This window comes from Ruegeria sp. YTSC230 (assembly GCF_059609665.1).
This window is the reverse complement of record NZ_JBXWMC010000001.1, coordinates 1-21,671: the sequence shown is the minus strand read 5'-3', so window position 1 is coordinate 21,671 and position 21,671 is coordinate 1. Positions and strand designations below refer to the sequence as shown.

19 protein-coding genes and 1 pseudogene are annotated in these 21,671 nt (G+C 54.0%); 3 read left to right on the top strand and 17 right to left on the bottom strand.

What is annotated here, in order from left to right:
• Positions 1-5: 5 nt before the first annotated feature.
• From AC2FD9_RS00100 to xylF, 3 genes are read right to left on the bottom strand one after another with little or no spacing between them, the layout of a single operon-like run.
• Positions 6-809, bottom strand: a complete 804-nt coding sequence (locus AC2FD9_RS00100; RefSeq protein ID WP_186437488.1) for an ATP-binding cassette domain-containing protein — start codon at positions 807-809, stop codon at positions 6-8.
• Positions 809-2,107 (bottom strand): sugar ABC transporter permease, encoded by a 1,299-nt coding sequence (locus AC2FD9_RS00095; protein WP_496834779.1) that lies wholly within the window; start codon positions 2,105-2,107, stop codon positions 809-811. Before AC2FD9_RS00095 ends, AC2FD9_RS00100 begins: the two co-directional genes overlap by 1 nt.
• A gap of 60 nt (positions 2,108-2,167) precedes the next feature.
• Positions 2,168-3,187 (bottom strand): D-xylose ABC transporter substrate-binding protein, encoded by a 1,020-nt coding sequence (gene xylF, locus AC2FD9_RS00090; protein WP_282168707.1) that lies wholly within the window; start codon positions 3,185-3,187, stop codon positions 2,168-2,170.
• Between the two features lie 151 nt (positions 3,188-3,338).
• Between xylF and AC2FD9_RS00085 the strand changes: the two genes are divergently transcribed.
• Positions 3,339-4,556, top strand: coding sequence for an ROK family protein (locus AC2FD9_RS00085; RefSeq protein WP_496834778.1), 1,218 nt, complete (start codon positions 3,339-3,341; stop codon positions 4,554-4,556).
• Entirely contained in the window at positions 4,546-6,054 is a 1,509-nt protein-coding gene (locus tag AC2FD9_RS00080) for a CRTAC1 family protein (RefSeq protein WP_496834777.1), read from the top strand. Before AC2FD9_RS00085 ends, AC2FD9_RS00080 begins: the two co-directional genes overlap by 11 nt.
• Here the strand turns inward: AC2FD9_RS00080 and AC2FD9_RS00075 are convergent, their stop codons facing one another.
• The 13 genes from AC2FD9_RS00075 to AC2FD9_RS00015 all read right to left on the bottom strand — a co-directional run bounded on the left by AC2FD9_RS00075 (position 6,055) and on the right by AC2FD9_RS00015 (position 20,324).
• Positions 6,055-7,353, bottom strand: a complete 1,299-nt coding sequence (locus AC2FD9_RS00075; protein ID WP_058274740.1) for a cytochrome-c peroxidase — start codon at positions 7,351-7,353, stop codon at positions 6,055-6,057.
• Positions 7,343-8,221: an aldose epimerase family protein gene (locus AC2FD9_RS00070; protein WP_496834776.1), complete on the bottom strand. Its 879-nt coding sequence runs from the start codon at positions 8,219-8,221 to the stop codon at positions 7,343-7,345. The genes AC2FD9_RS00075 and AC2FD9_RS00070 overlap by 11 nt, the downstream gene beginning before the upstream one ends.
• A 78-nt stretch (positions 8,222-8,299) precedes the next feature.
• Complete coding sequence (gene xylB, locus AC2FD9_RS00065) at positions 8,300-9,757, bottom strand: xylulokinase (RefSeq protein WP_496834775.1); 1,458 nt, start codon at positions 9,755-9,757, stop codon at positions 8,300-8,302.
• A gap of 77 nt (positions 9,758-9,834) precedes the next feature.
• Positions 9,835-10,989, bottom strand: coding sequence for a Gfo/Idh/MocA family protein (locus AC2FD9_RS00060; RefSeq protein ID WP_496834774.1), 1,155 nt, complete (start codon positions 10,987-10,989; stop codon positions 9,835-9,837).
• Positions 10,989-12,044: a sugar phosphate isomerase/epimerase family protein gene (locus AC2FD9_RS00055; RefSeq protein WP_496700085.1), complete on the bottom strand. Its 1,056-nt coding sequence runs from the start codon at positions 12,042-12,044 to the stop codon at positions 10,989-10,991. The genes AC2FD9_RS00060 and AC2FD9_RS00055 overlap by 1 nt, the downstream gene beginning before the upstream one ends.
• A gap of 28 nt (positions 12,045-12,072) precedes the next feature.
• Positions 12,073-13,101 (bottom strand): LacI family DNA-binding transcriptional regulator, encoded by a 1,029-nt coding sequence (locus AC2FD9_RS00050; RefSeq protein WP_496834773.1) that lies wholly within the window; start codon positions 13,099-13,101, stop codon positions 12,073-12,075.
• 37 nt (positions 13,102-13,138) lie between these two features.
• Positions 13,139-14,761 carry a dihydroxyacetone kinase subunit DhaK gene (locus AC2FD9_RS00045; RefSeq protein WP_282168716.1) on the bottom strand — a complete coding sequence of 541 codons (1,623 nt, stop codon included), beginning with the start codon at positions 14,759-14,761 and terminating at the stop codon, positions 13,139-13,141.
• Between the two features lie 11 nt (positions 14,762-14,772).
• On the bottom strand, positions 14,773-15,765 hold the full coding sequence (locus tag AC2FD9_RS00040; RefSeq protein ID WP_496834772.1) for an ABC transporter ATP-binding protein: 993 nt from the start codon (positions 15,763-15,765) through the stop codon (positions 14,773-14,775).
• Positions 15,758-16,855, bottom strand: a complete 1,098-nt coding sequence (locus AC2FD9_RS00035; RefSeq protein WP_496834771.1) for an ABC transporter ATP-binding protein — start codon at positions 16,853-16,855, stop codon at positions 15,758-15,760. The genes AC2FD9_RS00040 and AC2FD9_RS00035 overlap by 8 nt, the downstream gene beginning before the upstream one ends.
• A 2-nt stretch (positions 16,856-16,857) precedes the next feature.
• Entirely contained in the window at positions 16,858-17,046 is a 189-nt protein-coding gene (locus tag AC2FD9_RS00030) for a hypothetical protein (protein ID WP_058274732.1), read from the bottom strand.
• Positions 17,043-17,981, bottom strand: a complete 939-nt coding sequence (locus AC2FD9_RS00025) for a carbohydrate ABC transporter permease (protein ID WP_010442361.1) — start codon at positions 17,979-17,981, stop codon at positions 17,043-17,045. Before AC2FD9_RS00025 ends, AC2FD9_RS00030 begins: the two co-directional genes overlap by 4 nt.
• The gene (locus tag AC2FD9_RS00020; protein ID WP_058274730.1) at positions 17,978-18,925 is read right to left on the bottom strand and encodes a carbohydrate ABC transporter permease; all 948 of its coding nucleotides are present in this window, start codon (positions 18,923-18,925) and stop codon (positions 17,978-17,980) included. The genes AC2FD9_RS00025 and AC2FD9_RS00020 overlap by 4 nt, the downstream gene beginning before the upstream one ends.
• A 79-nt stretch (positions 18,926-19,004) precedes the next feature.
• Positions 19,005-20,324 (bottom strand): ABC transporter substrate-binding protein, encoded by a 1,320-nt coding sequence (locus tag AC2FD9_RS00015; protein WP_282168719.1) that lies wholly within the window; start codon positions 20,322-20,324, stop codon positions 19,005-19,007.
• A 400-nt stretch (positions 20,325-20,724) separates the two neighbouring features.
• Between AC2FD9_RS00015 and AC2FD9_RS00010 the strand changes: the two genes are divergently transcribed.
• Entirely contained in the window at positions 20,725-21,504 is a 780-nt protein-coding gene (locus AC2FD9_RS00010) for an MOSC domain-containing protein (protein WP_496834770.1), read from the top strand.
• Positions 21,505-21,582: 78 nt separating this feature from the next.
• Here the strand turns inward: AC2FD9_RS00010 and AC2FD9_RS00005 are convergent.
• Positions 21,583-21,671: pseudogene (locus AC2FD9_RS00005) on the bottom strand (IS6 family transposase); the annotation flags it as partial.

The following is a 21,671-nucleotide window of genomic DNA, read 5'->3' as shown; positions in this document are numbered from 1 at the left end:
TGACCCTATTCTGCTTTTTGCGTTGGCTGCTTGCCGAGAATGATCATCGACAAAAGATCGTCATCAGTGACGTCTGCGATATCGACCGTCCCAACCAGTTTTCCGTTCTTCATAACCGAGGCTCGATCACACAATTCCATGACGGCATGCACGTCGTGATCGATCAGGAAAATCCCGATGCCCTGCGCCTTTAGCTGGTGGATTAGATCTGCCACCATCTGCGTTTCATGCGGCCCAAGCGCTGCTGTCGGCTCGTCCATGATCAAAATACGCGCGTTGAAATAGACAGCCCGAGCGATCGCTACTGATTGTCTTTGCCCACCCGACAAGGCGGAGACCGGGTCATTGAACTTCTGAAAGTTCGGGTTGAGCTGCGCCATGATCTTTCGGCACTCGGCCTCCATGGCTGCGTCGTTGACCAAACCAAAAGGCGTCGTCATCTCGCGCCCCAGGAACAGGTTTGATGTCGCGTCCAGATTGTCGGCCAAGGCGAGCGTCTGATATATCGTTTCGATATTGTTTGCCCGGGCGTCACGGGGATTGCCAATCTCGACCGGCTTGCCATCGATCAGGATCTCGCCGTGGTCCATCTGATAGGCACCGGACAATACCTTGATCAACGTGGACTTTCCGGCCCCGTTATGGCCAAGTAGACCAACGACTTCACCCGGATAGAGATCGACCGACACATGGTCAACGGCCTTGACCCCACCAAAGGAAATCGAGATGTCGCGCATCTCGACCAATGGCGGCGCGCCTGAACCGCCCCCTGTGCCGGAAGGTTTTTTCTGCATATCCTGTGCTTGCATCATTTTGCCCCCAGTCGTTTGCGATAGACGATGTCGATATAGACAGCCAACACGAGGACGCTGCCGACCACGATGTTCTGAAACGGCGCGTCAACGCCAACCATTGCCATGCCCGATTGCAGCGCCTGCATGATCAATGCACCAAGGATCGCGCCATAGATGGTACCGATGCCGCCCGACAATGCGGTTCCTCCGATCACTGCAGCGGCGATGACGCGCAGTTCGTCCAGCGTGCCAATGTCGTTTGAGTGGTTTGCAAGGCGCGCCGAGGCGACCACAGCAGAAACGGCGCACAGGAAGCCCATAAGCGCAAAAATCTTCACGGTCAGCAGCCGAGTATTGATACCCGAAAGCTCTGCCGCATCCGGGTTTCCGCCGGTGGCAAAGATGTAGCGTCCAAACCGGGTTTTACGCGCCACGATTGTCAGCGTGACAGCCACGATAATCAGAATGAGGACAGAAATCGGTATGCCGTATCCTACAACCAGCCCCTCTGGCATTGTCTCGCCGCGCGCTTCGAACATACGTTGCAGACGGCGCGTAGGAATAGCGTAGCTGTTTACGATGTAAACGTACCCAAGGATAGCAAATGCGATTATCCCAGCCAGAGTGGCCTCGGCCCAAACAGGTTTCACAGGGAACCCATGTGACGCTTTTGCGCGGCGACCACTCCACAACGCCCAGATCGCGATCGCAGTAGCGAATAGTCCAAACAGCCAGCTTGTCGTTGTTCCCAAAGTTCCGTTAGTCCCGCCAAACATCAGGAACGTGCTATCCAGAGGGCCAATCGTCTGGCCGCTGGTCAGATACCACGCTACGTTTCTCCAAACCAAAAACCCGCCAAGTGTGACAATGAAAGCCGGTATCGTCAGATAGCCGATCATCCAGCCATGAAATGCACCAATCAGTGTGCCGACAAACAGCCCAACAACAATTGTGATCGCCCAGGTTGCCGGATTGTTCAAACCCATCCCAAGTATTTGCGGCAAAAGCTCGGTTTGCGTCATTGCCATCACGGCCGAGGTTGTTGCCAGCAGCGCTCCTACCGACAAGTCGATGTGGCGAGTGACGATAATGAACACCATTCCGCACGCCATAATGGCCACTGAAACCGTCTGGATGGAGAGGTTGAACAGGTTCCGAGGCGTCAAGAACCGTCCATCCGTGAAGATGTTGAACCCGATACACAGGATGACAAATGCGCCGATCATTCCCAAAAGCCGCATATCCAGTTCCAATTGATGGAACAGGCTGGGTTTCGCTTTTTCAGGTACCGGCTGAGACGAAGTTTCGGTCATTTCCGATCTTTCATATTCAGCAATGGTCCCCGGCCCAGACAGAGCCAGGGACTTTGAAGATTAGTTACAAGGAGCAGGTCCGTTTTCAACGCCTTGGCACAGATCTTCCAATGGGATCCATCCGGCGTCCACAACGACGGACAGGTTGTCCTTGGTGATAGGAACCGGCGCGAGGAAGACCGAATTCATCGCGGTGCCACCTGGTGATGTCCAGCTCGTTGCGCCTTCGACGTCAGCCGGGCTTGTTCCACCACTCAGTGCGACAGCGATTTCGCCAGCGGCCTTTCCGAGTTCACGGGCATCCTTCCATACCGAAACTGTCTGAGTTCCCAGCGCAACTCGGTTCAGGGCCGCATGGTCGCCGTCCTGACCGGACACCGGAATGCCTTCCATACCCTGTGCCGTCAGCGCAGCAACAACGCCGCCTGCTGTCCCGTCGTTCGAAGCAACAACTGCATCCACGTTGTTCTCATTCGCGGTCAGAATCTGTTCCATATTTCGCTGCGCGTTCGCGGGCAGCCAACCATCCGTATAGGCTTCACCAACGATTACGATGTCACCGCTGTCTACTGCGGCTCCGATAATTTCCTGCTGTCCACCCCGCAAGAAATCTGCGTTCGGATCAGTAGGAGAGCCTTTGATCATCACGTAGTTGCCTTTGGGCATGGCCTCAAAGACAGCTCGGGCCTGCATTCTGCCGACTTCCACATTGTCGAAAGTCAGATAGAACGCACGGTCATCCTCAATCAGGCGATCATAAGCAATGACCGGAATACCTTCGTCAGCCGCTGCCTGAACAGCCGGTCCGATGGCCTGTGCGTCCTGCGCGAGAATGATAAGCGCGTCCACACCTTGGGCGATCAGGCTTTCAATGTCCGATAACTGCTTTGCGGAAGACGATTGCGCGTCTGCCGAAATGTACTCGGCGCCGCCTGCTTCAAGCGCCGACTTAATTGCCGCCTCGTCCGTTTTCCAACGCTCTTCCTGAAAGTTCGACCAGCTTACACCAACCACTGGCTCTGCGAATGCGGTCGAAGCCAACAAAGTGGCCACAGCCGAAAAGCTGAGAATTTTTTTCATGATTTCCTCCCATTTGCCGAGCCATCGCATTTCGATTCGCGGCTCTCACAAATTTGAATACCATATTTATTTCAGTCGGTAAAATATTTAGCCTACAAGACACCATTAAATTCACTTAAGTTGGGTCCAGAGTAAGATTCGAGAGGGCAAGATGCTGAAAAGCAAAGCGTCTGTGGTTTCTTTAGACCAAAGAAACGCAACCCGCTTGCGGGTGTTGGAACAGATCAGAAGCAAGGGATCCGTATCACGGATTGATATCGCGTCCGCCTTGGAAACCAGTCCTGCCACGATCACCTCAGCAACGGCTGATTTGATCTCGGCAGGGCTGATCAAAGAGATTGAAGGCGAAGCACAGTCAAAGTCGGGAAAAAGGGGGCGACCCAGAGTTTTGCTGCAATTGGACGGCCAGTCGTTCCTTGTCGCGGGCCTGAAGGTTGCACGCCAAATGATCTCGGTCATTCTCGTGGATTTTGAAGGGAACGAGGTGACGTCGCACAAGGCCCAGCTTGAAGACGCCCGAATGTCGCCGGCAAACCTTATATCGACTATCCGCTTGGCCCTTGAAGACACATGCCAACAGGTCGGTCTTTCAATCGAACACTTGGCTGGCATTTCAATCGGATTGGCTGGGCAGATTGATGCAGCTAGAAACTTTGTCCACTGGTCGTCTTCGGTGACCGAAAGAAACATTGATTTCAACCCTTTAATTGCGAAAGAGCTCCCCTGCCCTGCCTTCGTGGAAAACGACGCCAACCTCGTCGCAAAAGCCGAACAGCTTTTTGGGCTAGGCAAAGGGCTAAAGAACTTTCTTGTTGTCACGATCGAACATGGTGTTGGCCTCGGTATCGTTTTGGACGGTAGGCTCTACCGCGGGAAAAGAGGCTGTGGGGCTGAGTTTGGGCATACCAAAGTGCAACTCGACGGCGCTCTGTGCCAATGCGGTCAACGGGGGTGCTTGGAAGCCTATGTTGGGGACTACGCCTTGATCCGAGAAATGACTGTCACAGGTCACGCCGACGACATGCAAACGGTCTCGGACATCCACACTCGCGCCAATTCCGGTGATGACAGAGCCACCTCGGTGCTTGCGCGTGCGGGGCAGATGTTTGGTCTTGGAGTGTCCAATCTGATCAATCTGTTCGATCCCCAATGCATCATTGTGTCAGGTGCGCAAATGAGCTTTGAACACCTCTGCTCGGCCGAGGTTATGACGCGCATTCAAAATGGTGTTGTGAATGTCGACGCACCCTTGCCTGAAATCAAAGTGCATCACTGGGGCGATCTGATGTGGGCCAAAGGTGCTGCCGCGTATGGGATCGAACAGGTCTCGATCCTGAAGGTAAAGGGGCTTGCGGCGAATGCGTCCTGAATTTGCGGCATTACTCGTTCTTGCCACAGCTGCCGATGCCGATTCACAGCTTCAATTCAAAAGCATCGACGTGCCCGTTCATATTTACGATGGCGGTTGGGAGCACTTTGTTGGCGGCGGAGTAGCGGTTTTTGATTGTAACGGAGACACATTACCCGAATTGTTCGTCGCGGGCGGGTCCAATCGATCTCAGCTGTTCAAAAACACCTCTGAGGGCGAGGTTTCTTTTCTTATTGAGACACCGGATCAGCTGTCCTTAACCGGAGTAACCGGCGCCTACCCATTGGACGTTGACGGCGATGGTTTGATGGATCTGGCCATATTGCGTGTGGGCGATGATGTCCTGCTTCAAGGTCAGTCGGATTGTCAGTTCCGTCCCTTCGATAACATCGAGTTCCAATCCGTGGATCACTGGACCACTGGATTTTCGGCCACATGGGAAGACGACCAATCCTTGCCAACATTGGCATTTGGAACTTACGTGGATCGCTTCGACCCGGAAGGCCCGTTTGAATCCTGCGAGCCAACCCTACTCTATCGCCCGAACGAGGGCAGCTACGCCCCCCTCCAGCAACTGGAACCCAGCTTCTGCTCGCTTTCCATTCTGTTTTCCGACTGGGCACGAACCGGACGCGCAGACCTTCGTGTCAGCAATGACCGCCACTACTATGTACGCAATGGGCAAGAGCAGCTATGGGCGATGGAGCCTGAGCCGCGATTATACTCGTCCGAAGACGGATGGCTGCCCTATTCGATCTGGGGAATGGGTATTGCCTCTCGCGATCTGACCGGAGATGGCTTTCCCGAGGTCTATCTGACTTCGATGGGCGACCAGAAGCTTCAGGTGTTTGACCCGGACACCAACGGCCCGACGTGGCGCGATGCAACTTACGAAAAAGGCACAACGGCCCACAGACCACATGTCGGCAACGACGGAAGGCCGTCGACCGGCTGGCACGCACAGTTTGGAGACGTCAACAATGACGGCCGAGACGACATCTTCGTGTCCAAAGGCAATGTAGAGCAAATGCCGGATGCTGCCCTGAACGACCCAAATAACCTGTTGGTTCAGCGCCCGGAAGGTCAGTTTTTCGAAGCCTCGTCAGAGGCTGGTGTTGCCTCGACGGCGAAGTCTCGTGGTGCAGCGCTTGCAGATCTAAACAACGATGGGTGGCTCGATCTGGTGGTCGTAAACCGCGGATCAAAACTTGAGGTCAGTCAAAATATCTCAACAGGCGGCAATTGGCTGTTGGTTGATGTTGCTCAGGACAAATCCAACCAGGCAGCGGTCGGTGGATTTGTCGAGGTTCAAACCGCGCAAGGTTTGCAAACCCGAGAAATAACCATTGGCGGTGGACATGCTGGTGGCGTGGCTGGATATCATCATTTCGGTTTGGGGGACGAAACCCAAGTACAGCTTCGGGTAGTCTGGCCGGATGGAGAGGCCAGCACATGGCAGGACGTGGCACCGAACCAGATTGTTCAAATGCGTCGGTGACTATTGATCTACCGGCAGACCGCTTGGAACTTGGGCAGGCACACCCAGCCTCTGCGCCGGATCCTCAAGGCTTGCCAGAAAACTTAAAAGAGCGTCGACCTCGTGATCCGTAAGAGTAATTTTCGACAAGCTGTTGCTGTTGGCAATGGCATCCAGATGTTGCTGCTCCAGCAAGGGAGTTTCGTCTTCAGAGCCCGGGAAATCTGGCAACAAAGCCATCTCCACCGTGTAGTTTCGCAAGGATGTAACCGGGTCCAGATGGTGGCGCACGATATCTTCGAGTCGCGCAAATGCTCCGTTGTGCCCATACGGCGCGGTCAGCGTTACATTGCGTAGAGATGGCGTGCGAAATGTGAACGCATCTTCGGCACGACCTGTAACACGAAGTCGCCCATCATCGCGAACATGACTCTCAAACCGCGCGGCCTTTCCAGGCCCGATTTGCGGCAAACCGATCGAATGAAACTTGTGATCCGTCTGGAACCAGCCCGCGTGGCAACTGCTGCACCCCGCCTTGCCGAAAAACAGGTGCATGCCGAATTCGGCGTTTTTAGATAGTGCGTCTTCGCCTCGCATCGCGCGATCAAAGGGGCTGTTGTCGGCGCGCCATTCGAATGCGATGAAATCTGCGATCACGTTTGCAATGGCCGTGAATGAGATCTCACTACCCGGCGTAATGGCATCAAAGCGCTGCTTGTATTCTGGGATGGCGGCAACTCGAGCCGCAATCAGGTCCCACGCTCCACCTTGTTGTGTCAATAGCCCCAATCGAACCGCTTCGCTGACGTCATTTTCGGAGTAATGACCGGCCATTTCGTCTGGTGAAAGCACCGGGAACATCGCCTGTGCCGCCAATGCCGATTGAAAACCGGACCGCATATGTGTCCCCAAAGGAGTTCTGATCCCGTTTGGTTGCGTTGGATCGGCTTCAAGACGCCCATCATGGAAAAACGTCGCGAACTCCGTCGCACCAAGATTCCAAAGCGCCGGTGAGTTTCGAGGGATACGTTGCTCCGGCGTATTCTGAGTATCCAGCGTGCGTTCAGTACCCAAGCCGATCCCGCCTTCCCCGATGCCGAGCGAAAGGCCGTCCGACGTGCCAAGCCTAGGGTGATGACAGGTCGCACAACTGATGTTCTTGTTGCCGGACAAAACCGGATCGTAGAAAAGCAACTGTCCCAATTCAACGCGGTGGAAATCAGGCTCAAGGAAAGTCGGAGGTGGTCCAAGTTCCTGAGCATTGGCGCTGGTGCCAGCAATCAAAAAGCTGATGATGGGAATGAATAGCCTAACTCCCATTGCCACCTTCCGTGATCTCGAGCGAGAGTTCATGCCGGTACGGTTTTTCGGGCGTGCAAATGACCGAGGGAAACGAAGGTATGTTGGGCGCGTTCGGGCATCCCGATGGCTCGATGCACGAACCAGATGAACCGCGTAGTGGCTTCGCCATATGGGCACCCGAATAAACCTGTGCTCCGGGTTGGTCAGCATAAGCGGCCAGAAAAAGAGCGGACGACGCGGTGAATTTCGTGACCGGATCTGTCGGGTCACGGGCTTGATCAAAGCAGAAATAGTGGTCGATCGGCATCGGAACATGCCTGATCGATCTAGGTGTAGAGAAATCCAATTCGCTGTCCTTGGTCGAACACAACCCGCCGGACGGAACTCCTTGTTCGTCAATTTCTAAGTACCGCTCTGAGGCGAGTTCCTGCTCGTGTGCGTCAACACCCCTTGCGCTGCCCAAAGTATAGTAGTTGTGTTGTGAAAGACTGATCGGTGTAGGCCGGTCAGAATGACCTTGTAGTGTGTAGGTCGACCATGGGTTCCGTTGCGTGACACTGACTTCGAACCGGACGTTCCCAGGAAAGCCGCTTTCCCCGTCGAGTGAAAGGTAACGCATTACCACTTCGTTTGGTGCGGTCTGCTCAAGGTTCCAGAATTGTTTTGAAAACCCCTCCGCTCCCCCATGTAGAGGGTCTTCACTCTCATTGGCGTTAAGCTCCAAACCAGTGCCTTCCAACTCGAACCGCGCGCCGCCGAGCCGGTTCGCAACACGGCCAACGGTCGCGCCCAAATAGGTTTTATCGGTGAAGTATTTATTTAGGTCATCAAACCCCAAAATATGCCGCACGTCCTTGTACCACCAACCTTGAGTATAACGCCCCATTGCTCAGGACCGAGGCTCGCATGTCCCCATCATTCAGTATAACCGTTTCGAACCGAGAAGGTTTTCCAACTTCAACCATCATCCACCCGTCAAAGGTGCCAGCGCCTTATAGTACTGCCGATATTGCCCGAATTCCCTTTCATAGGGTTCGACCAGATCGTTGCGTGGGTCGATGCTTTCCTGAATTTTAGGCCGCTTCATAATGTCGCCGGGCTTTGCATTGTTGGCGGCACAGATCGCAAGACGTGCAGCGCCCATGGCTGCGCCGAATTCGCTGCCTTTTGGAACGTCCAAAGGCACTTGCAATACCGTAGCAAGTGTTTCCAACCAAAACCTGGATCTTGCGCCTCCTCCAACAGCCATCAAGTTGGTCGGCGAGGTTCCTGTGCTTTTCAAGGCTTCAAGACAGTCACGCATCGCAAAGGCAACGCCCTCCATCACAGATTGGGTCAGATCGGCGGGGCCCGATGCGACGTCGACACCCAAGAATGCTGCTCGAATGCGACTGTCGTTATGCGGCGTTCGCTCGCCTGAAAGATACGGCAGGAACGTAATCGAAGAAGGTCTGGCAATGCTATCAGGTACCATCGACGCCAGTTTTTCCACAGGTTGGCCGAGATTGCTTGAAAGCCAATTCATACTGTTTGTTGCCGAGAGTATGACCCCCATTTGTATCCACATTTCGGGAACAGCATGGCAAAAGCAGTGCACTGCAGTTTCAGGCGCCGGGGCATATGCATCCCGAGCAACAAGAAGAACTCCGGACGTTCCCAACGACACGAAACCCGCACCGTCCTTTACGCTCCCGATACCGCAAGCCGCCGCTGCGTTGTCGCCTGCGCCACCTGCCACGACAACAGGACCAGAAAGGCCCCATGCATGCCGCAGCTCGGTTTTCAGTTCACCAGCCGGCTCATTCCCTTCGACAAGACGCGGCATCTGTGCGGCCTGCATGTGCCCCAAACCCAGCGCCGTTTCAGACCACTGCCGTTTGTCAACATCCAACCAGGATGTTCCGGCACTGTCTGACATGTCCGAGATGTACTCACCTGTCAGCCAAAACCGAAGATAGTCTTTCGGCAATAAAACTTTGGCTGTTTTTGAGAAAACCTCGGGCTCGTGCGACCGCACCCATTCCAGTTTCGGCGCTGTGAAACCCGGGAAAACAATGTTCCCGGAAATGGTCCGCATCTGTGGAGACTGATCGAGTGTTTTTGCCTCGTTTGCAGATCGTGTGTCATTCCATAGAATGCAGGGCCTTAGAGTTTCACCTTCGGCATCCAACAAGGTGGCACCATGCATGTGCCCGCTCAGACCAATTCCGCGCAGTTTTGCGAATGCCGATGCGTTGTCTGACCGGAGCTTCGCAATAACCTTTGTGCACGCGTTAATCCAATCTGGCGGATTCTGCTCGGACCAACCGGGTTTTGGCGTCGATGTGGAAATGCCAGCTTCTGCGTCGCTAACGACGAGACCGGCGTCATCAATCAGAATTCCTCTGAGACCCGACGTTCCCAAATCCAATCCAAGATACATTCGGCGTCACCCTTTGATGTTTTATTTTAATTGGTAAAATTAATTATGGATGACGCCCTGTCAAGGCGAGTATCGCGCTACTCCAACTTTACCCAAGCTGCATTTCTTGCAGAGCTTTGCACACAAGCTGCGACGAACCTGACACCATTCAACCCATCCTGAACGGTGGGATAGATCACCGACGGATCAGGCGAATTGCCATTTCGAAACGCTATTATGGCATCCGCAGCTTCACTATAGATGTTTGCAAACCCCTCCAGATACCCTTCCGGATGACCCGGAGGCACCCTGCTCAGCCGATTGGCGGCATCCCCGGCTCCAGCCCCATTTCGGGTGATCAGACGTTTTGGTTCGCCATAAGGCGTAAACCAAAGATAGTTCGGGTCTTCCTGCGCCCATTCAAGCCCACCCTTTTCACCATATACGCGCAATCGCAGGGCGTTTTCGTTTCCAGGGGCAACTTGGGACGACCACAGCATCCCGCGCGCGCCGCCTTCGAACCGCAACAGGACATGCGCATTGTCATCGACTTTGCGTCCTGGCACGAAGGCCTGCAAGTCAGCTGCAAGGCTCTCCGGTTTCAGACCTGTCACAAAGCAGGCGATGTTATAAGCATGGGTTCCGATGTCACCGGTCGACCCCCCTGTGCCGGAACGCTCAGGATCGGTTCGCCATTCGGCCTGTTTGAAGTCCTGCTGCTCGGTCAACCAATCCTGCGGATATTCAACCTGAACCACGCGGATTTTGCCGATCTCCCCATTGGCGACCATCTCACGCGCCTGACGGACCATGGGGTAGCCGGTATAATTGTGGGTCAGAATGAACAGCGCACCGGAACTTTCTGCCGCGTTGACCAGCTTCTTGGCATCCACAAGGGTCGAGGTGAGGGGTTTATCGCAAATCACATGAATGCCGCGCTTCAGGAACTCGCGCGCGGCGGCGTAGTGAACGTGATTGGGCGTGACGATCGAGACTGCCTCTATCCCCGATTTCAAACGCGCCTCTCTGATCGCCATCTGCTTGAAATCGTCGTAGACCCGGTCGAGTCCCAACACCGCACCGCTTTCCCTGGATTTCTCCGGCGTTGAAGACAAAGCACCCGCGACCAACTCGAACTTGTCGTCTAAGCGAGCGGCAATTCGATGCACACCGCCTATGAACGCATCATTGCCGCCGCCAACCATGCCAAGGCGAATGCGGCCAGATGTTTCTTCACTGCGTCCAGTTACCATCAGTCTATCCCCAGCATTTTCCGATTGGCCGCCTCGTCTGTGCCACCATCCGCAAAGTCGTCAAAGGCTTTCTCGGTCACGCGGATAACGTGATCGGACACGAACTGCGCGCCTTCACGCGCCCCGTCCTCAGGGTGTTTCAAACAACACTCCCATTCTACCACAGCCCAGCCGTCAAAGTCGTTCGCCGCCATTTTGGAGAACACAGCCCCGAAGTCGACCTGACCATCGCCAAGCGACCGGAACCTCCCTGCCCGATCAACCCAGCCTTGATAACCGGAATAGACGCCCTGCCGACCGGTCGGGTTGAACTCGGCGTCTTTGACATGAAACATCCGGATCCGGTCTTTGTAGATGTCGATATTGTCAAGATAATCGAGACATTGCAGGACATAGTGTGACGGGTCGTACAACATACATGCCCGAGCATGGTTGCTTGTCCGTTCGAGGAACATCTCAAAGGTCACCCCGTCATGCAGGTCTTCGCCCGGATGGATTTCATAGCACACATCGACGCCGCAGTCTTCCGCGTGATCCAGAATTGGCATCCAACGGCTGGCCAGTTCATCAAACGCCGTTTCGATCAGACCTGCAGGACGTTGCGGCCAAGGGTAGACATAGGGCCAGGCCAGTGCGCCAGAGAATGTCGCGTGCGCTGATATCCCCAAATTCTTGGAGGCTGACAGCGCCTTCTTAACCTGATCCACCGCCCATTCCTGCCGGGCTTTCGGGTTCCCTCTAACGCTTTCGGCGGCGAAGCCGTCGAAAGCTGTGTCGTATGCGGGGTGCACGGCTACAAGTTGGCCCTGAAGATGCGTGGACAACTCGGTGACGTCTACGCCGTTTTCTTTAGCCTTACCCTTGAACTCGTCACAGTAGTCCGTGCTTGAGGCGGCGGTTTCAAGATCAAACAACCGGCTATCCCAACTGGGCACCTGAACGCCTTTATAGCCGCAATCCGCCGCCCATTTGGTGATGGCGTCCCACGAATTGAAGGGCGCTTCATCTCCGGCAAACTGTGCCAGAAACAACGCCGGGCCTTTTATCGTTTTCATAATGTCTCCTCCCCAAAAACCGATGCCTCTATGGCGGCAAATTTTCCTTCAGATAGATATCGATACGAATGCGCTCTTGCGCTTTGTTGAACGGAACCTTGTCAGATGTTGCGCGCAGTAGACGAACCGCAGATCGGACCAAGTGGCCTGAATCCTGTGAGATCAACGCATCAAAAGTCCCGCGAGTCAGCGCTTCGCGGCTCAGCGGCGTAAGCTCGTGAGCAATAATCACCAGATCTTTGCTGATATTGCCGTCGGACAGAAACTGGATCAGTCCGGCGTTGCCAGCAGCGGAAGAGTAGATCCCGACGAGATCCGGGTAGGTCTCAAAAATCTCGGGCATCATCTTGTAGATTAGCTCAGGGTCATCGCGACCTTCGACCGACGCCACTACTTCGAGATGCGGAAAATCCTCGGCGATAACCAGATCAAATCCCTGGCGCCGTTCCAAATGATCTCGCGCCAGGCGCGAACCTGTCAGCACCAGCACTTTTCCCTTGCGATGCACAAAGCGCCCCATCAGTTGAGCCGCCGTACGACCTGCCGAAACATTGTCAATTCCAATGAAATGGTCCCTGTCCGAGCTAGGCAGGTCAGACACCAAAGCCACCACCGGAACGCCTTTGTCCCGGGCTCTTTTCACGGCATCCCGGACCGAAGGCGTTTCGGGTCCGAAAACGGCGACGCCATCAATATCGCGACTGTCCAGCGCATCCAGAATCTCGACAATTTCTTGAGGATCAAACGGAGCCACCCGTTGAATTTTCATACGCGTCCGCTCAATTAACTGGTCGCGTGACTGTTCAACGATCTGCTTGCTGAGCGCTTCGACAAACTCGTTGTCGGTATCGGGCAGCACGAACAAGAAGTTATAGATACGCTGTCGCGCAAGGTTAGCTGCAGCGGTGTCGCGGACATAGCCAAGCTCATTGATTGCCTGTTGAACCTTTTCTACGGTCACGGCCCGAACGCCTGGTCGCCTGTTCAGGACTCGATCAACGGTTGCTAAGCTAACACCCGCAACGCGCGCGATGTCATTCACAGTTGGCTTATTCACCAATTTTAGTTTGTGTTTTTGGTCTTCCACAAGTCGTTCAGCCTTTAATCTCCTGCGCCAACCCCTCGAACAGCAAGGCGACGGCTTCAGCGCCAGGATCGTTATTTCCCATTAGGTTTTCCTCGGGAACATAGGCAGCCCGACCGGCCTTGGCACGGTGAATATTTGCCGTACTGTCTGCACCTTCGCGCGCCGCCTGTGCAGCTTGAGCCAAACCCAAAGGCAAAGCGTCCAGCGCGGGAGCCAACGCATCGATCATCGTTCTGTCCCCAACTTTGGCCCCGCCAACTTGGCTAACGCGGTTCAAACCTTCCACAAGGGACTTCGGGATCGACGCGCCACTGGCGCAGGCGTCTCCGGAAGCATTAAAAAAGATGGCAAGGATCACGCCCGAAGAACCGCCCATTGTCTGGCTGAGTTCGTTGCCCAAAGCGGGGAAGAGTTGTGTCAGATCCGCAAGGGGCATTCGGTCCAGGCTACCCTGCAGTGCCCTCGCCGCAGTTGCCAATGTGCTACCGGTGTCTCCGTCACCGGATTTGGCATCCAATTCGTTCAGGTCTTTTTCGGCATTTATCAGCAATTCGGACAATCGCGTAATCGTTTCCTTTGTGGCTGGGTTGTTTGAAGGAATAGGATCAATCGGGGTCAAGCCATCAGGCAAAGGTGCAACTTGAACTGGACCAATAGAATTGACGCCGGGCCATGCCACCAGACCGACCTGAGCTTCAAGCGCCGACAATTCGCCTTCGCTGACGGGCAACACAGAAACAGAGAACCCATGCATGTCCAGCGATGTCATCATTGGCGCAGGACCAATAACGTGACTCGTCAAACCAGTCTCGGACAAAGCGTGCGTCAGCACGGACATTTCCAAAGGGGTTGTCGACCCGAGGTTGTTGACCAACGCAACACACTCCCCCGCACCGACCCGTTGTTTTAACTTTTCCACGACGGTGGACATTGCTGTGACCGCATTGGCAAATTCCACCTGTTCGACACCCGGTTCGCCATGGATACCCAAGCCCAATTCAGCTTTGCCCGGCGCAATCCTGTTCTCTTTCGGAGACCCCGGTACAGTGCAAGTGTCCAGGCTCATCCCGATGCTGACCACTTTATCGATGACGCTTTTTGCAGCCTTGGTCACGGTGTCCAGATCAGCGCCATCTTCCGCAAGCGCGCCGGCAATTTTGTGTACGAACAAGGTCCCTGCCACACCGCGCGGTTGCGGTAGGTCCGGCAAGGCGATGTCGTCATCCACCACCACCATCTCAACCTTGCGCCCCAAGGCGCGGGCACGTTCTGCAGCGAGCCCGAAGTTCAACCGATCGCCCGTGTAATTCTTGACGATCAGCAAACACCCCGCCTCGCCGGTCACGGCGAGAATACCAGCAAGAACCGCTTCAACCGATGGGGATGCAAACACCTCTCCGCAAACAGCGGCGGTCAGCATTCCAGCCCCGACAAAACCTGCATGAGCTGGCTCGTGACCGGACCCTCCACCAGAGACCAACGCAACCTTCGATTTGTCCCAGTCCGAGCGGTAAACCACCTTGATATGCGGATAACCGTCCAACCGAGTCAATGCGCCGCCAGAAGAGGCCAAAAGGCCGTCTATCGCCTCTGTTACAAGGGTTTCTTTTGTATTGAGGAACTGGGCCATGCTTTTGCTCCTTAAGCCACGCGCGCGCCGGAGGCGTCGAAATACAACGGGTTATGAGGACGAATCTTTATCGTTTGCCCGGCAGGGTAGTCCTGATGAACATCAATCAAGGTCACGACCGTGTGGCCATTCAAATCCAAGTGCAATCGCGTTTGGTCACCAAGGTGCTCGGCACGGATCACACGAGCATCACTGCCCTCGCCTTCCATGATATTCTCGGGACGAAGGCCAATCTGAGGGCCTTTGTGATCCCCTCCAAACAAGTTGGATGGCAGAATGTTGATGCGCGGCAAACCCAACCGGCTCGCGACATACACGCTGCGGGGGTTTTCATAAATATCTCGAGGCGTGCCGTATTGCACCAACCTGCCCTCTTCCAGCACGCCGATATGCGTAGCCATCGTCATGGCCTCGACCTGATCATGGGTCACATACAAAAGCGTGGAGCCCAGATCTGCCTGAATTCTTTTCAATTCGACCCGCAAATCCGCCCGAAGCTTGGCGTCCAAAGAGCTGAGGGGTTCATCCATCAGAAATATCTGGGGGTCACGCACTAGCGCCCGCCCGATTGAAACGCGCTGCATTTCGCCGCCGGACAGTTCGGTGGCTTTGTTGTCCAGCTTGTGTGGGATCTGGAGGATTTCGGCGACTTCGTTGACCTTCCTCGCGATCTCATCCTCTGGCGTCTTCAGGATCGGTGACCGCAGGGGAAAGGACAGGTTCTCACGCACTGTCATATGCGGGTACAACGAGTATTGCTGGAAGACCATCGCCACATCGCGCTGGGCAGGTGTTTCTATTCCAACGTCACGCCCGCCAATGCGCACTGTTCCTGAATCCAGTTTCTCAAGTCCGGATATCAATCTCAGTGTTGTTGTTTTTCCCGCGCCGGTCGGGCCCAACAACACCACAAAGGCACCGTTGGGGATCGTCATTGAGATATCATCCACCGCTTTAAGATTGCCGAATGACTTCGAGATACTCTCCAAAACGACTTCAGCCATTGCTCAGCACCTCGTCGTTCAGAGCGGACCTCAACGCGCGTCCGGTAGATTTTTCAAAAAGGGTTACTGCGGGTGAGCGGAACTCCAATCCCGCGGTCTCGCCAGGGCTAACGACTTCGCGTGCATCAATTCGGGCTTTCAGCTCACCGTTGGGGCTTTGCAATGTCACGATCTGGGTGGTTCCCAAATATTCTGCGGCCAGGACCTTGGCCCGGTAGGCGCTTGCATCCGATAGAAAAACATGCTCGGGGCGGACACCAAAAACCAAGTCACCTTCGGCCCCTTCCATCAGTTTGGGAACAGGTTCGTCATGCCCGTTCAGGCGAACCATTTCAGTGCCAGGTTCGACCTTTCCCTGAAATTGCAGGAAGTTCATCGAAGGAGACCCGATAAAATTAGCTACAAACATCGTAGCGGGTTTGTCGTAAATCTCCTGAGGCGTGCCGAATTGCTCGATCACAGCATTGTTCATCACTACGATTTTGTCGCCCATTTGCATGGCTTCCAACTGGTCATGTGTAACGTAAACAGTGGTCGCACCCATACGGTCATGAAGCGCGCGCAGTTCTTCGGCCATGTGTTCACGAAACTCTGCATCAAGTGCACCAAGAGGTTCGTCCATCATGAATGCCTTGGGGTCACGAACAATCGCGCGCCCGAGCGCAACCCGTTGTCTATCTCCTCCCGAAAGCCCTCCGACGGGGCTGTCAAGAATGTCTGTTATCCCCAGAATTCCGGCGACTTCTTCTATCTTGGCTTTGACCGCGGCACGTGGCATCCCCTGCGAAATCAACGGATAGCTGATATTCTTACGCACGTTCATATGCGGGTACAGCGCGAACATCTGGAATACGAAGGCAATGTCTCGCTCTGAAGGTGGCCGTTGACTGATTTCTTCACCGTCGAGGTAAATCTCGCCAGATGTTGGAAGTTCCAAGCCCGCGATCATCCGTAATGTCGTTGTTTTTCCGCAACCGGATGGTCCCAGCAGCATGAAGAACTCACCATCCTCAATTGTGAACGAGCTTTCGCGTACAGCCGTGAAATCGCCGAACATCTTTTTTACGTTTTTGACTATGATCTGGGCCATTTCTACTCCGGGAAGTGGCTGACGATGATGAACATAACGGTTCCGATCAGCGTTACGATGAAAGAGTAGGTGAAAGCCCAAAGGACAAAGGGCTGCATCAGCATGAAGACACCCAGTGCGATAAGGATAGTTGCGACCATTTCCCATGGGCCGCGGCGAAGCCGCATCAATCCGGTAAGAAACTCGCTCATTTGCGCACGGCTCCGAATGTGATCCCACGCAGCAGGTGTTTGCGCATCAGGATGGTGAAAATCATAACCGGGATCAGGAAGATCGTTGCTCCAGCCGCCACAGCAGGCCAGTCCAGACCACCGATACCGATAATGGTTGGGATGAAGGGCGGCGCGGTCTGCGCATTTGCTGAGGTAAGCAGTACGGCAAATGCATATTCATTCCATGCAAAGATGAGGCAGAAGATAGCTGTCGAGGCTATGCCGGTCGCGGCTTGTGGCAGCACCACTTTGTAAAATGCCTGAAAGCGTGTGTAGCCATCTATGAGAGCGGCTTCTTCGTACTCTCTTGGGATTTCGTCGATGAATCCTTTCAGCAACCACACTGCCAGAGAGATGTTCACGCCCGTGTACAGCAGGATCATTCCCAAGTGCGTATCGCTGAGTCCAAGATTTCTGAACATCAGGAAGATTGGGATGGCGACAGCAACCGGGGGCATCATTCTTGTACTGAGGATGAAGAACAGAAGGTCGTCTTTAAGCGGGACCTTGAACCTACTGAAGGCATAGGCCGCCAAAGTGCCAAGAAAAATACTCAGGAACGTTGATCCAAACCCGATGATGACCGAGTTCATAAAGCGCTCACCGAACTTGGATGGTCCAACGATCACCATGTCGTATTGGCGCACGATCTCATCGGCCCAATTCTGCGGTGGATTGGCTTCCAGAAACTCCTGCGTTTGCCGTGTGCGTGTGGTGAAAAGGTTGACATAGCCTTCTAGCGTCGGGTCAAAAACCACCTTGGGTGGATAGCTGATCGCATCGGCTGGCGATTTGAAGCCAGTCAGCAAGATCCACACCAACGGGATCATCGTGATCAGCGCATAAGTGATGACCAAGAAGCCTGCGATCCACTTGGACCGGTTCGAAGGTTCGGTGACGGAAAAGCTACTCATCTCTGTTTCACCTTGTTCAGGGCTTTGACGTAGATCGACGCAAGGCCGAACACGGTGACGAAAAGGATGATCGCATAGGCCGAGGCATAGCCGGTGCGCCACTTCTCAAACGCCTCCCGCTTGAGATTGATCGAAGTGAGTTCCGTTACAGAACCCGGCCCTCCGCCGGTGAGCTGAACCACTAAGTCGAACATCTTAAAGTTCTCGATCCCACGAAACAGCACCGCGAGCATCAGAAATGGCAGCACCATCGGGATAGTAATCGTGAGGAACTGCCGCAGCTTGCTGGCCCGGTCGATCTCGGCAGCCTCGTAGATATAGTCGGGAATGCTGCGCAGCCCGGCTAGGCAAATTAGCATAACAAACGGCGTCCACATCCATGTATCAACAATGACGATCGCCCATGGGGCCAAAGTTACTGAGCCTAACATCTCAAAGCTCGACGGCTCCTTGCCGGTGAACCAGGACACGATGTAATTGAACAGGCCGATCTGTGGCTGATACAGGAACTTCCAGAAGTTCCCGACAACGGCCGGGGACAGCATCATCGGTAACACAATGATCGTGGTCCAAAGGTCATTGCCCTTAAACTTCTTGTTGATCAGCCACGCCAAAGTGAACCCGATCAGAACCTGAAAGAAGATCGTCCAGAATAGAAAATGCGCCGTCGCCTGCATATTCAGCCAGGTGTCAGAGTCGGTTAGGATACGCTCGTAATTCTTGAAGCCAACGTCTTTGACCTCGCGCCCGATCCGATTGGCCTTGTAGTTGGTAAAGCTAAGTTTGATGGTCCAGATCAACGGAAAGATGTTGATTGCCAGCAGTAGAAATATCGTTGGGGAGATGAATATCCATGCGATCGCGCGGTCGGATAAACCCCTGATTTTTCGCGCAACTCGCTCGGGCGTTGCCTGCGCAACGCGATTTACGGACCTGTCAGACATCTCATTGCCAGTTCTTGTTGGATTACGACACACGGGAGAAGGTGGAGCGGGTTCGCACCCGCTCCTGCCTGCGTCCGGGTTACAGCTTACCTTCGTCTTCGAAGACTTCCGTCCAATCTTCGATCAAAAGATCAAGCGCTTCTTGAGCTGTGCCTTGGTCGGCAACAACGTAGTCGTGGATGCGTTTCTGCATTGCCAGCAGGAGTTCCGCATAGGCAGGCTCCTGCCAGAAATCCTGTACTCCACCCATTGCTTCTAGGAAATCACCGGCAAACGGTTGGCTGTCCACGAAACCAGGATCTTCAAGCACCGAGTTATGTGCCGAGTAACCGCCAAGTTCCCACCATTTGGCCTGAACTTCCGGCTGCGCGAACCACTTTATGTACTCAAGTGCGGCGTCCTGGTTATCCGAGTAGCTGACAACAGAAATTCCTTGTCCGCCCAGTGTCGAGCCTGCCTGATTTTGCGGTGGGTTCACAAAGAAGTCGATCTTGTCACCGCCGGTATTGGGATCGGCGTAAAGACCCGGGAAGAACGCAAACCAGTTCATAGCCATGGCGACTTGACCGGATTTAAATGCATCCAAGCTCTCACCCATGTAAGAGTTGGTGTATCCCGGAGGCGTCGCCGTTTTGTAGAATTCTTTGTAGAATTCCAGAGCCTCAACCGCTTCCGGTGAGTTTACGGCGCCTTCCATATCATATGAGCCAGGAGTGTTTTCGTATTTGAAACCCCACGGATACAGGGCCCCGGTGACACCCATGGTGATGCCTTCCGAGCCGCGCTCGGTAAAGATTGCAGCCCCATACACAGTCTTGCCGTCGATTTCACGACCTTGGAAGAACTGCGCGATCTGCAACAACTCTTTCTGAGACTGAGGCTCGCGTAGGTCCTGACCAGTCGCTTCTTTGTACGCGGCTTGGATTTCAGGGTTTTCGAACCAATCCTTGCGGTAGAACCAACCATTCGCATCGCCCATCGCGGGCAGCGCGTAGTAATTTGGTGTACCCTTGGGCCAGGTCGAATAAGCGTAAACTGTTGCAGGTGCGAAATCGTCCATGCTGATGCTTTCAGCATCGAAGAAGTCGTTCAGCTGGACATAGTGGCCATTCTCAGCGCCACCGCCGATCCATTGGCTATCACCAATCAGCAGGTCGCAGAGCTTACCGCCGGAGTTCAGTTCGTTCAGCATCCTGTCCGCAAAATTTGGCCAAGGAACAAATTCGAAATTCATTGTGTGGCCGGATTCTGCTTCGAATTCCTTTGATAGTTCGACAAGCGCGTTGGCCGGGTCCCATGCCGCCCAACATAGTGTCAGATCTTCAGCATTTGCCTTGGTAGAAAGAGTAGTAGCGGCAAGGACTATTGCGCTGACCGAAGCCAGTTTTGTGTAAGTCATCCATTCCTCCCTTTTTTCGCCGTCAATCGAGGATGTGCGAATCGCGGCATACCTCCAAGGCTATTTGAGGTACGCACCTCAAGTCCAGAAATTTTTGAGGTTCGTACCTCAGAGCCGTTAAATCTACCTTGACAATGATCAATACTAAGTTGCTTTTATTACATATTTCACCGCCCCGCCCCCTCAGAATCATTATGCGAAAAGGGAGAAGGAATTCGAAATTGAACGCGTCTATGCTTTAAATCGCGACGCCGAAGGCTTTAGATTGCCAACCCGAACCCACCAAAGATAGTGCCGAAACCATATTCTAGACGTTCATCCAAGGAGTTAAATTGGGATAGTTTGAAGAGCGCTTGCTAGCCCCACCGCCGGAATATCTCGACAAATCAGGATCCCACGAATGAACGAACTCAACATTGTGCGGATGAACCGCTACCCTATCAAAGGTTTGAGTCCGGAACCACTAAGCACCGTTAACCTGCTGGCGGGAGAAGGCATTCCTGGTGACCGCCTTTTTGGCTTTGCTCGCTACAACTCCGGTTTCGACACCCTTAATCCGAAACCGCTGGAAAAAGACCGCTTTGTTGTGCTTTTGAATGAAGCAGGTCTGGCCGGTCTCCAAACTAAATTCGACGCTCAAAACCAGCTGCTGGAAATTAAAGTAGGAGTGAAAACTCACCACTTCGAAACGCGTGAGCCAAAGGGGCAAAGGGACGCGGCGACTTTCCTCTACAACACACTCGGTCTAAGGGACCCCGAGCCGCCAGTGTTTGTCTCTTCCTACCCACATCGATTTACGGACGTTTCGGTCGTGTCGCCAAAAATGATGAACGCTATTTCTATTCTCAACCTGGCCTCTGTCGACGCGCTTGGTAGACAGCTAAACGTGGAATTACACCCGGCAAGGTTTCGCGCGAATATTGAATTGGAGGGGTTACCACCGTTTTCCGAATTGGACTCTGTCGGCTTTACCTTGGTGTTTGGCGACGTGAAATTAAAAATTATCTCGCGAACAAAAAGATGCGCCGCCACTGAAGTTAACCCAGAAACAGCCGAACGAGACATGAGAATCCCGTTCCTTATTCGAAAACACTTGGGCCACATGGATATGGGCGTTTATGCAGAGGTGAAAGACAGCGGAACTCTTAACGTAGGACAACTTGGAATGTGGTCGCCGTAGAACAAATTCGAAATAATCTCAGCGGGGTGCTGTCAGACTAATTTGAACTAGCCTCAGTTTGCCGCGGAAATCGCGAACTTATCCGGAACAAAGTTGACGCCACTCGCTAAGAGCGGCGGCGCGGGTCAGCTTGAAGGTGTCTCGACTGGCTAGCGATCTTTCCTGGT

Coding starts and splice junctions, on each gene's coding strand:
- AC2FD9_RS00085 (WP_496834778.1), top strand. CDS start 3,339: ATGCTGAAAAGCAAAGCGTCTGTGGTTTCTTTAGACCAAAGAAACGCA.
- xylF (WP_282168707.1), bottom strand. CDS start 3,187: ATGAAAAAAATTCTCAGCTTTTCGGCTGTGGCCACTTTGTTGGCTTCG.
- AC2FD9_RS00055 (WP_496700085.1), bottom strand. CDS start 12,044: ATGAAAACGATAAAAGGCCCGGCGTTGTTTCTGGCACAGTTTGCCGGA.
- AC2FD9_RS00060 (WP_496834774.1), bottom strand. CDS start 10,989: ATGGTAACTGGACGCAGTGAAGAAACATCTGGCCGCATTCGCCTTGGC.
- AC2FD9_RS00015 (WP_282168719.1), bottom strand. CDS start 20,324: ATGACTTACACAAAACTGGCTTCGGTCAGCGCAATAGTCCTTGCCGCT.
- AC2FD9_RS00095 (WP_496834779.1), bottom strand. CDS start 2,107: ATGACCGAAACTTCGTCTCAGCCGGTACCTGAAAAAGCGAAACCCAGC.
- AC2FD9_RS00045 (WP_282168716.1), bottom strand. CDS start 14,761: ATGGCCCAGTTCCTCAATACAAAAGAAACCCTTGTAACAGAGGCGATA.
- AC2FD9_RS00070 (WP_496834776.1), bottom strand. CDS start 8,221: ATGGGGCGTTATACTCAAGGTTGGTGGTACAAGGACGTGCGGCATATT.
- AC2FD9_RS00030 (WP_058274732.1), bottom strand. CDS start 17,046: ATGAGCGAGTTTCTTACCGGATTGATGCGGCTTCGCCGCGGCCCATGG.
- AC2FD9_RS00025 (WP_010442361.1), bottom strand. CDS start 17,981: ATGAGTAGCTTTTCCGTCACCGAACCTTCGAACCGGTCCAAGTGGATC.
- AC2FD9_RS00020 (WP_058274730.1), bottom strand. CDS start 18,925: ATGTCTGACAGGTCCGTAAATCGCGTTGCGCAGGCAACGCCCGAGCGA.
- AC2FD9_RS00010 (WP_496834770.1), top strand. CDS start 20,725: ATGAACGAACTCAACATTGTGCGGATGAACCGCTACCCTATCAAAGGT.
- xylB (WP_496834775.1), bottom strand. CDS start 9,757: ATGTATCTTGGATTGGATTTGGGAACGTCGGGTCTCAGAGGAATTCTG.
- AC2FD9_RS00075 (WP_058274740.1), bottom strand. CDS start 7,353: ATGGGAGTTAGGCTATTCATTCCCATCATCAGCTTTTTGATTGCTGGC.
- AC2FD9_RS00080 (WP_496834777.1), top strand. CDS start 4,546: ATGCGTCCTGAATTTGCGGCATTACTCGTTCTTGCCACAGCTGCCGAT.
- AC2FD9_RS00035 (WP_496834771.1), bottom strand. CDS start 16,855: ATGGCCCAGATCATAGTCAAAAACGTAAAAAAGATGTTCGGCGATTTC.
- AC2FD9_RS00100 (WP_186437488.1), bottom strand. CDS start 809: ATGCAAGCACAGGATATGCAGAAAAAACCTTCCGGCACAGGGGGCGGT.
- AC2FD9_RS00040 (WP_496834772.1), bottom strand. CDS start 15,765: ATGGCTGAAGTCGTTTTGGAGAGTATCTCGAAGTCATTCGGCAATCTT.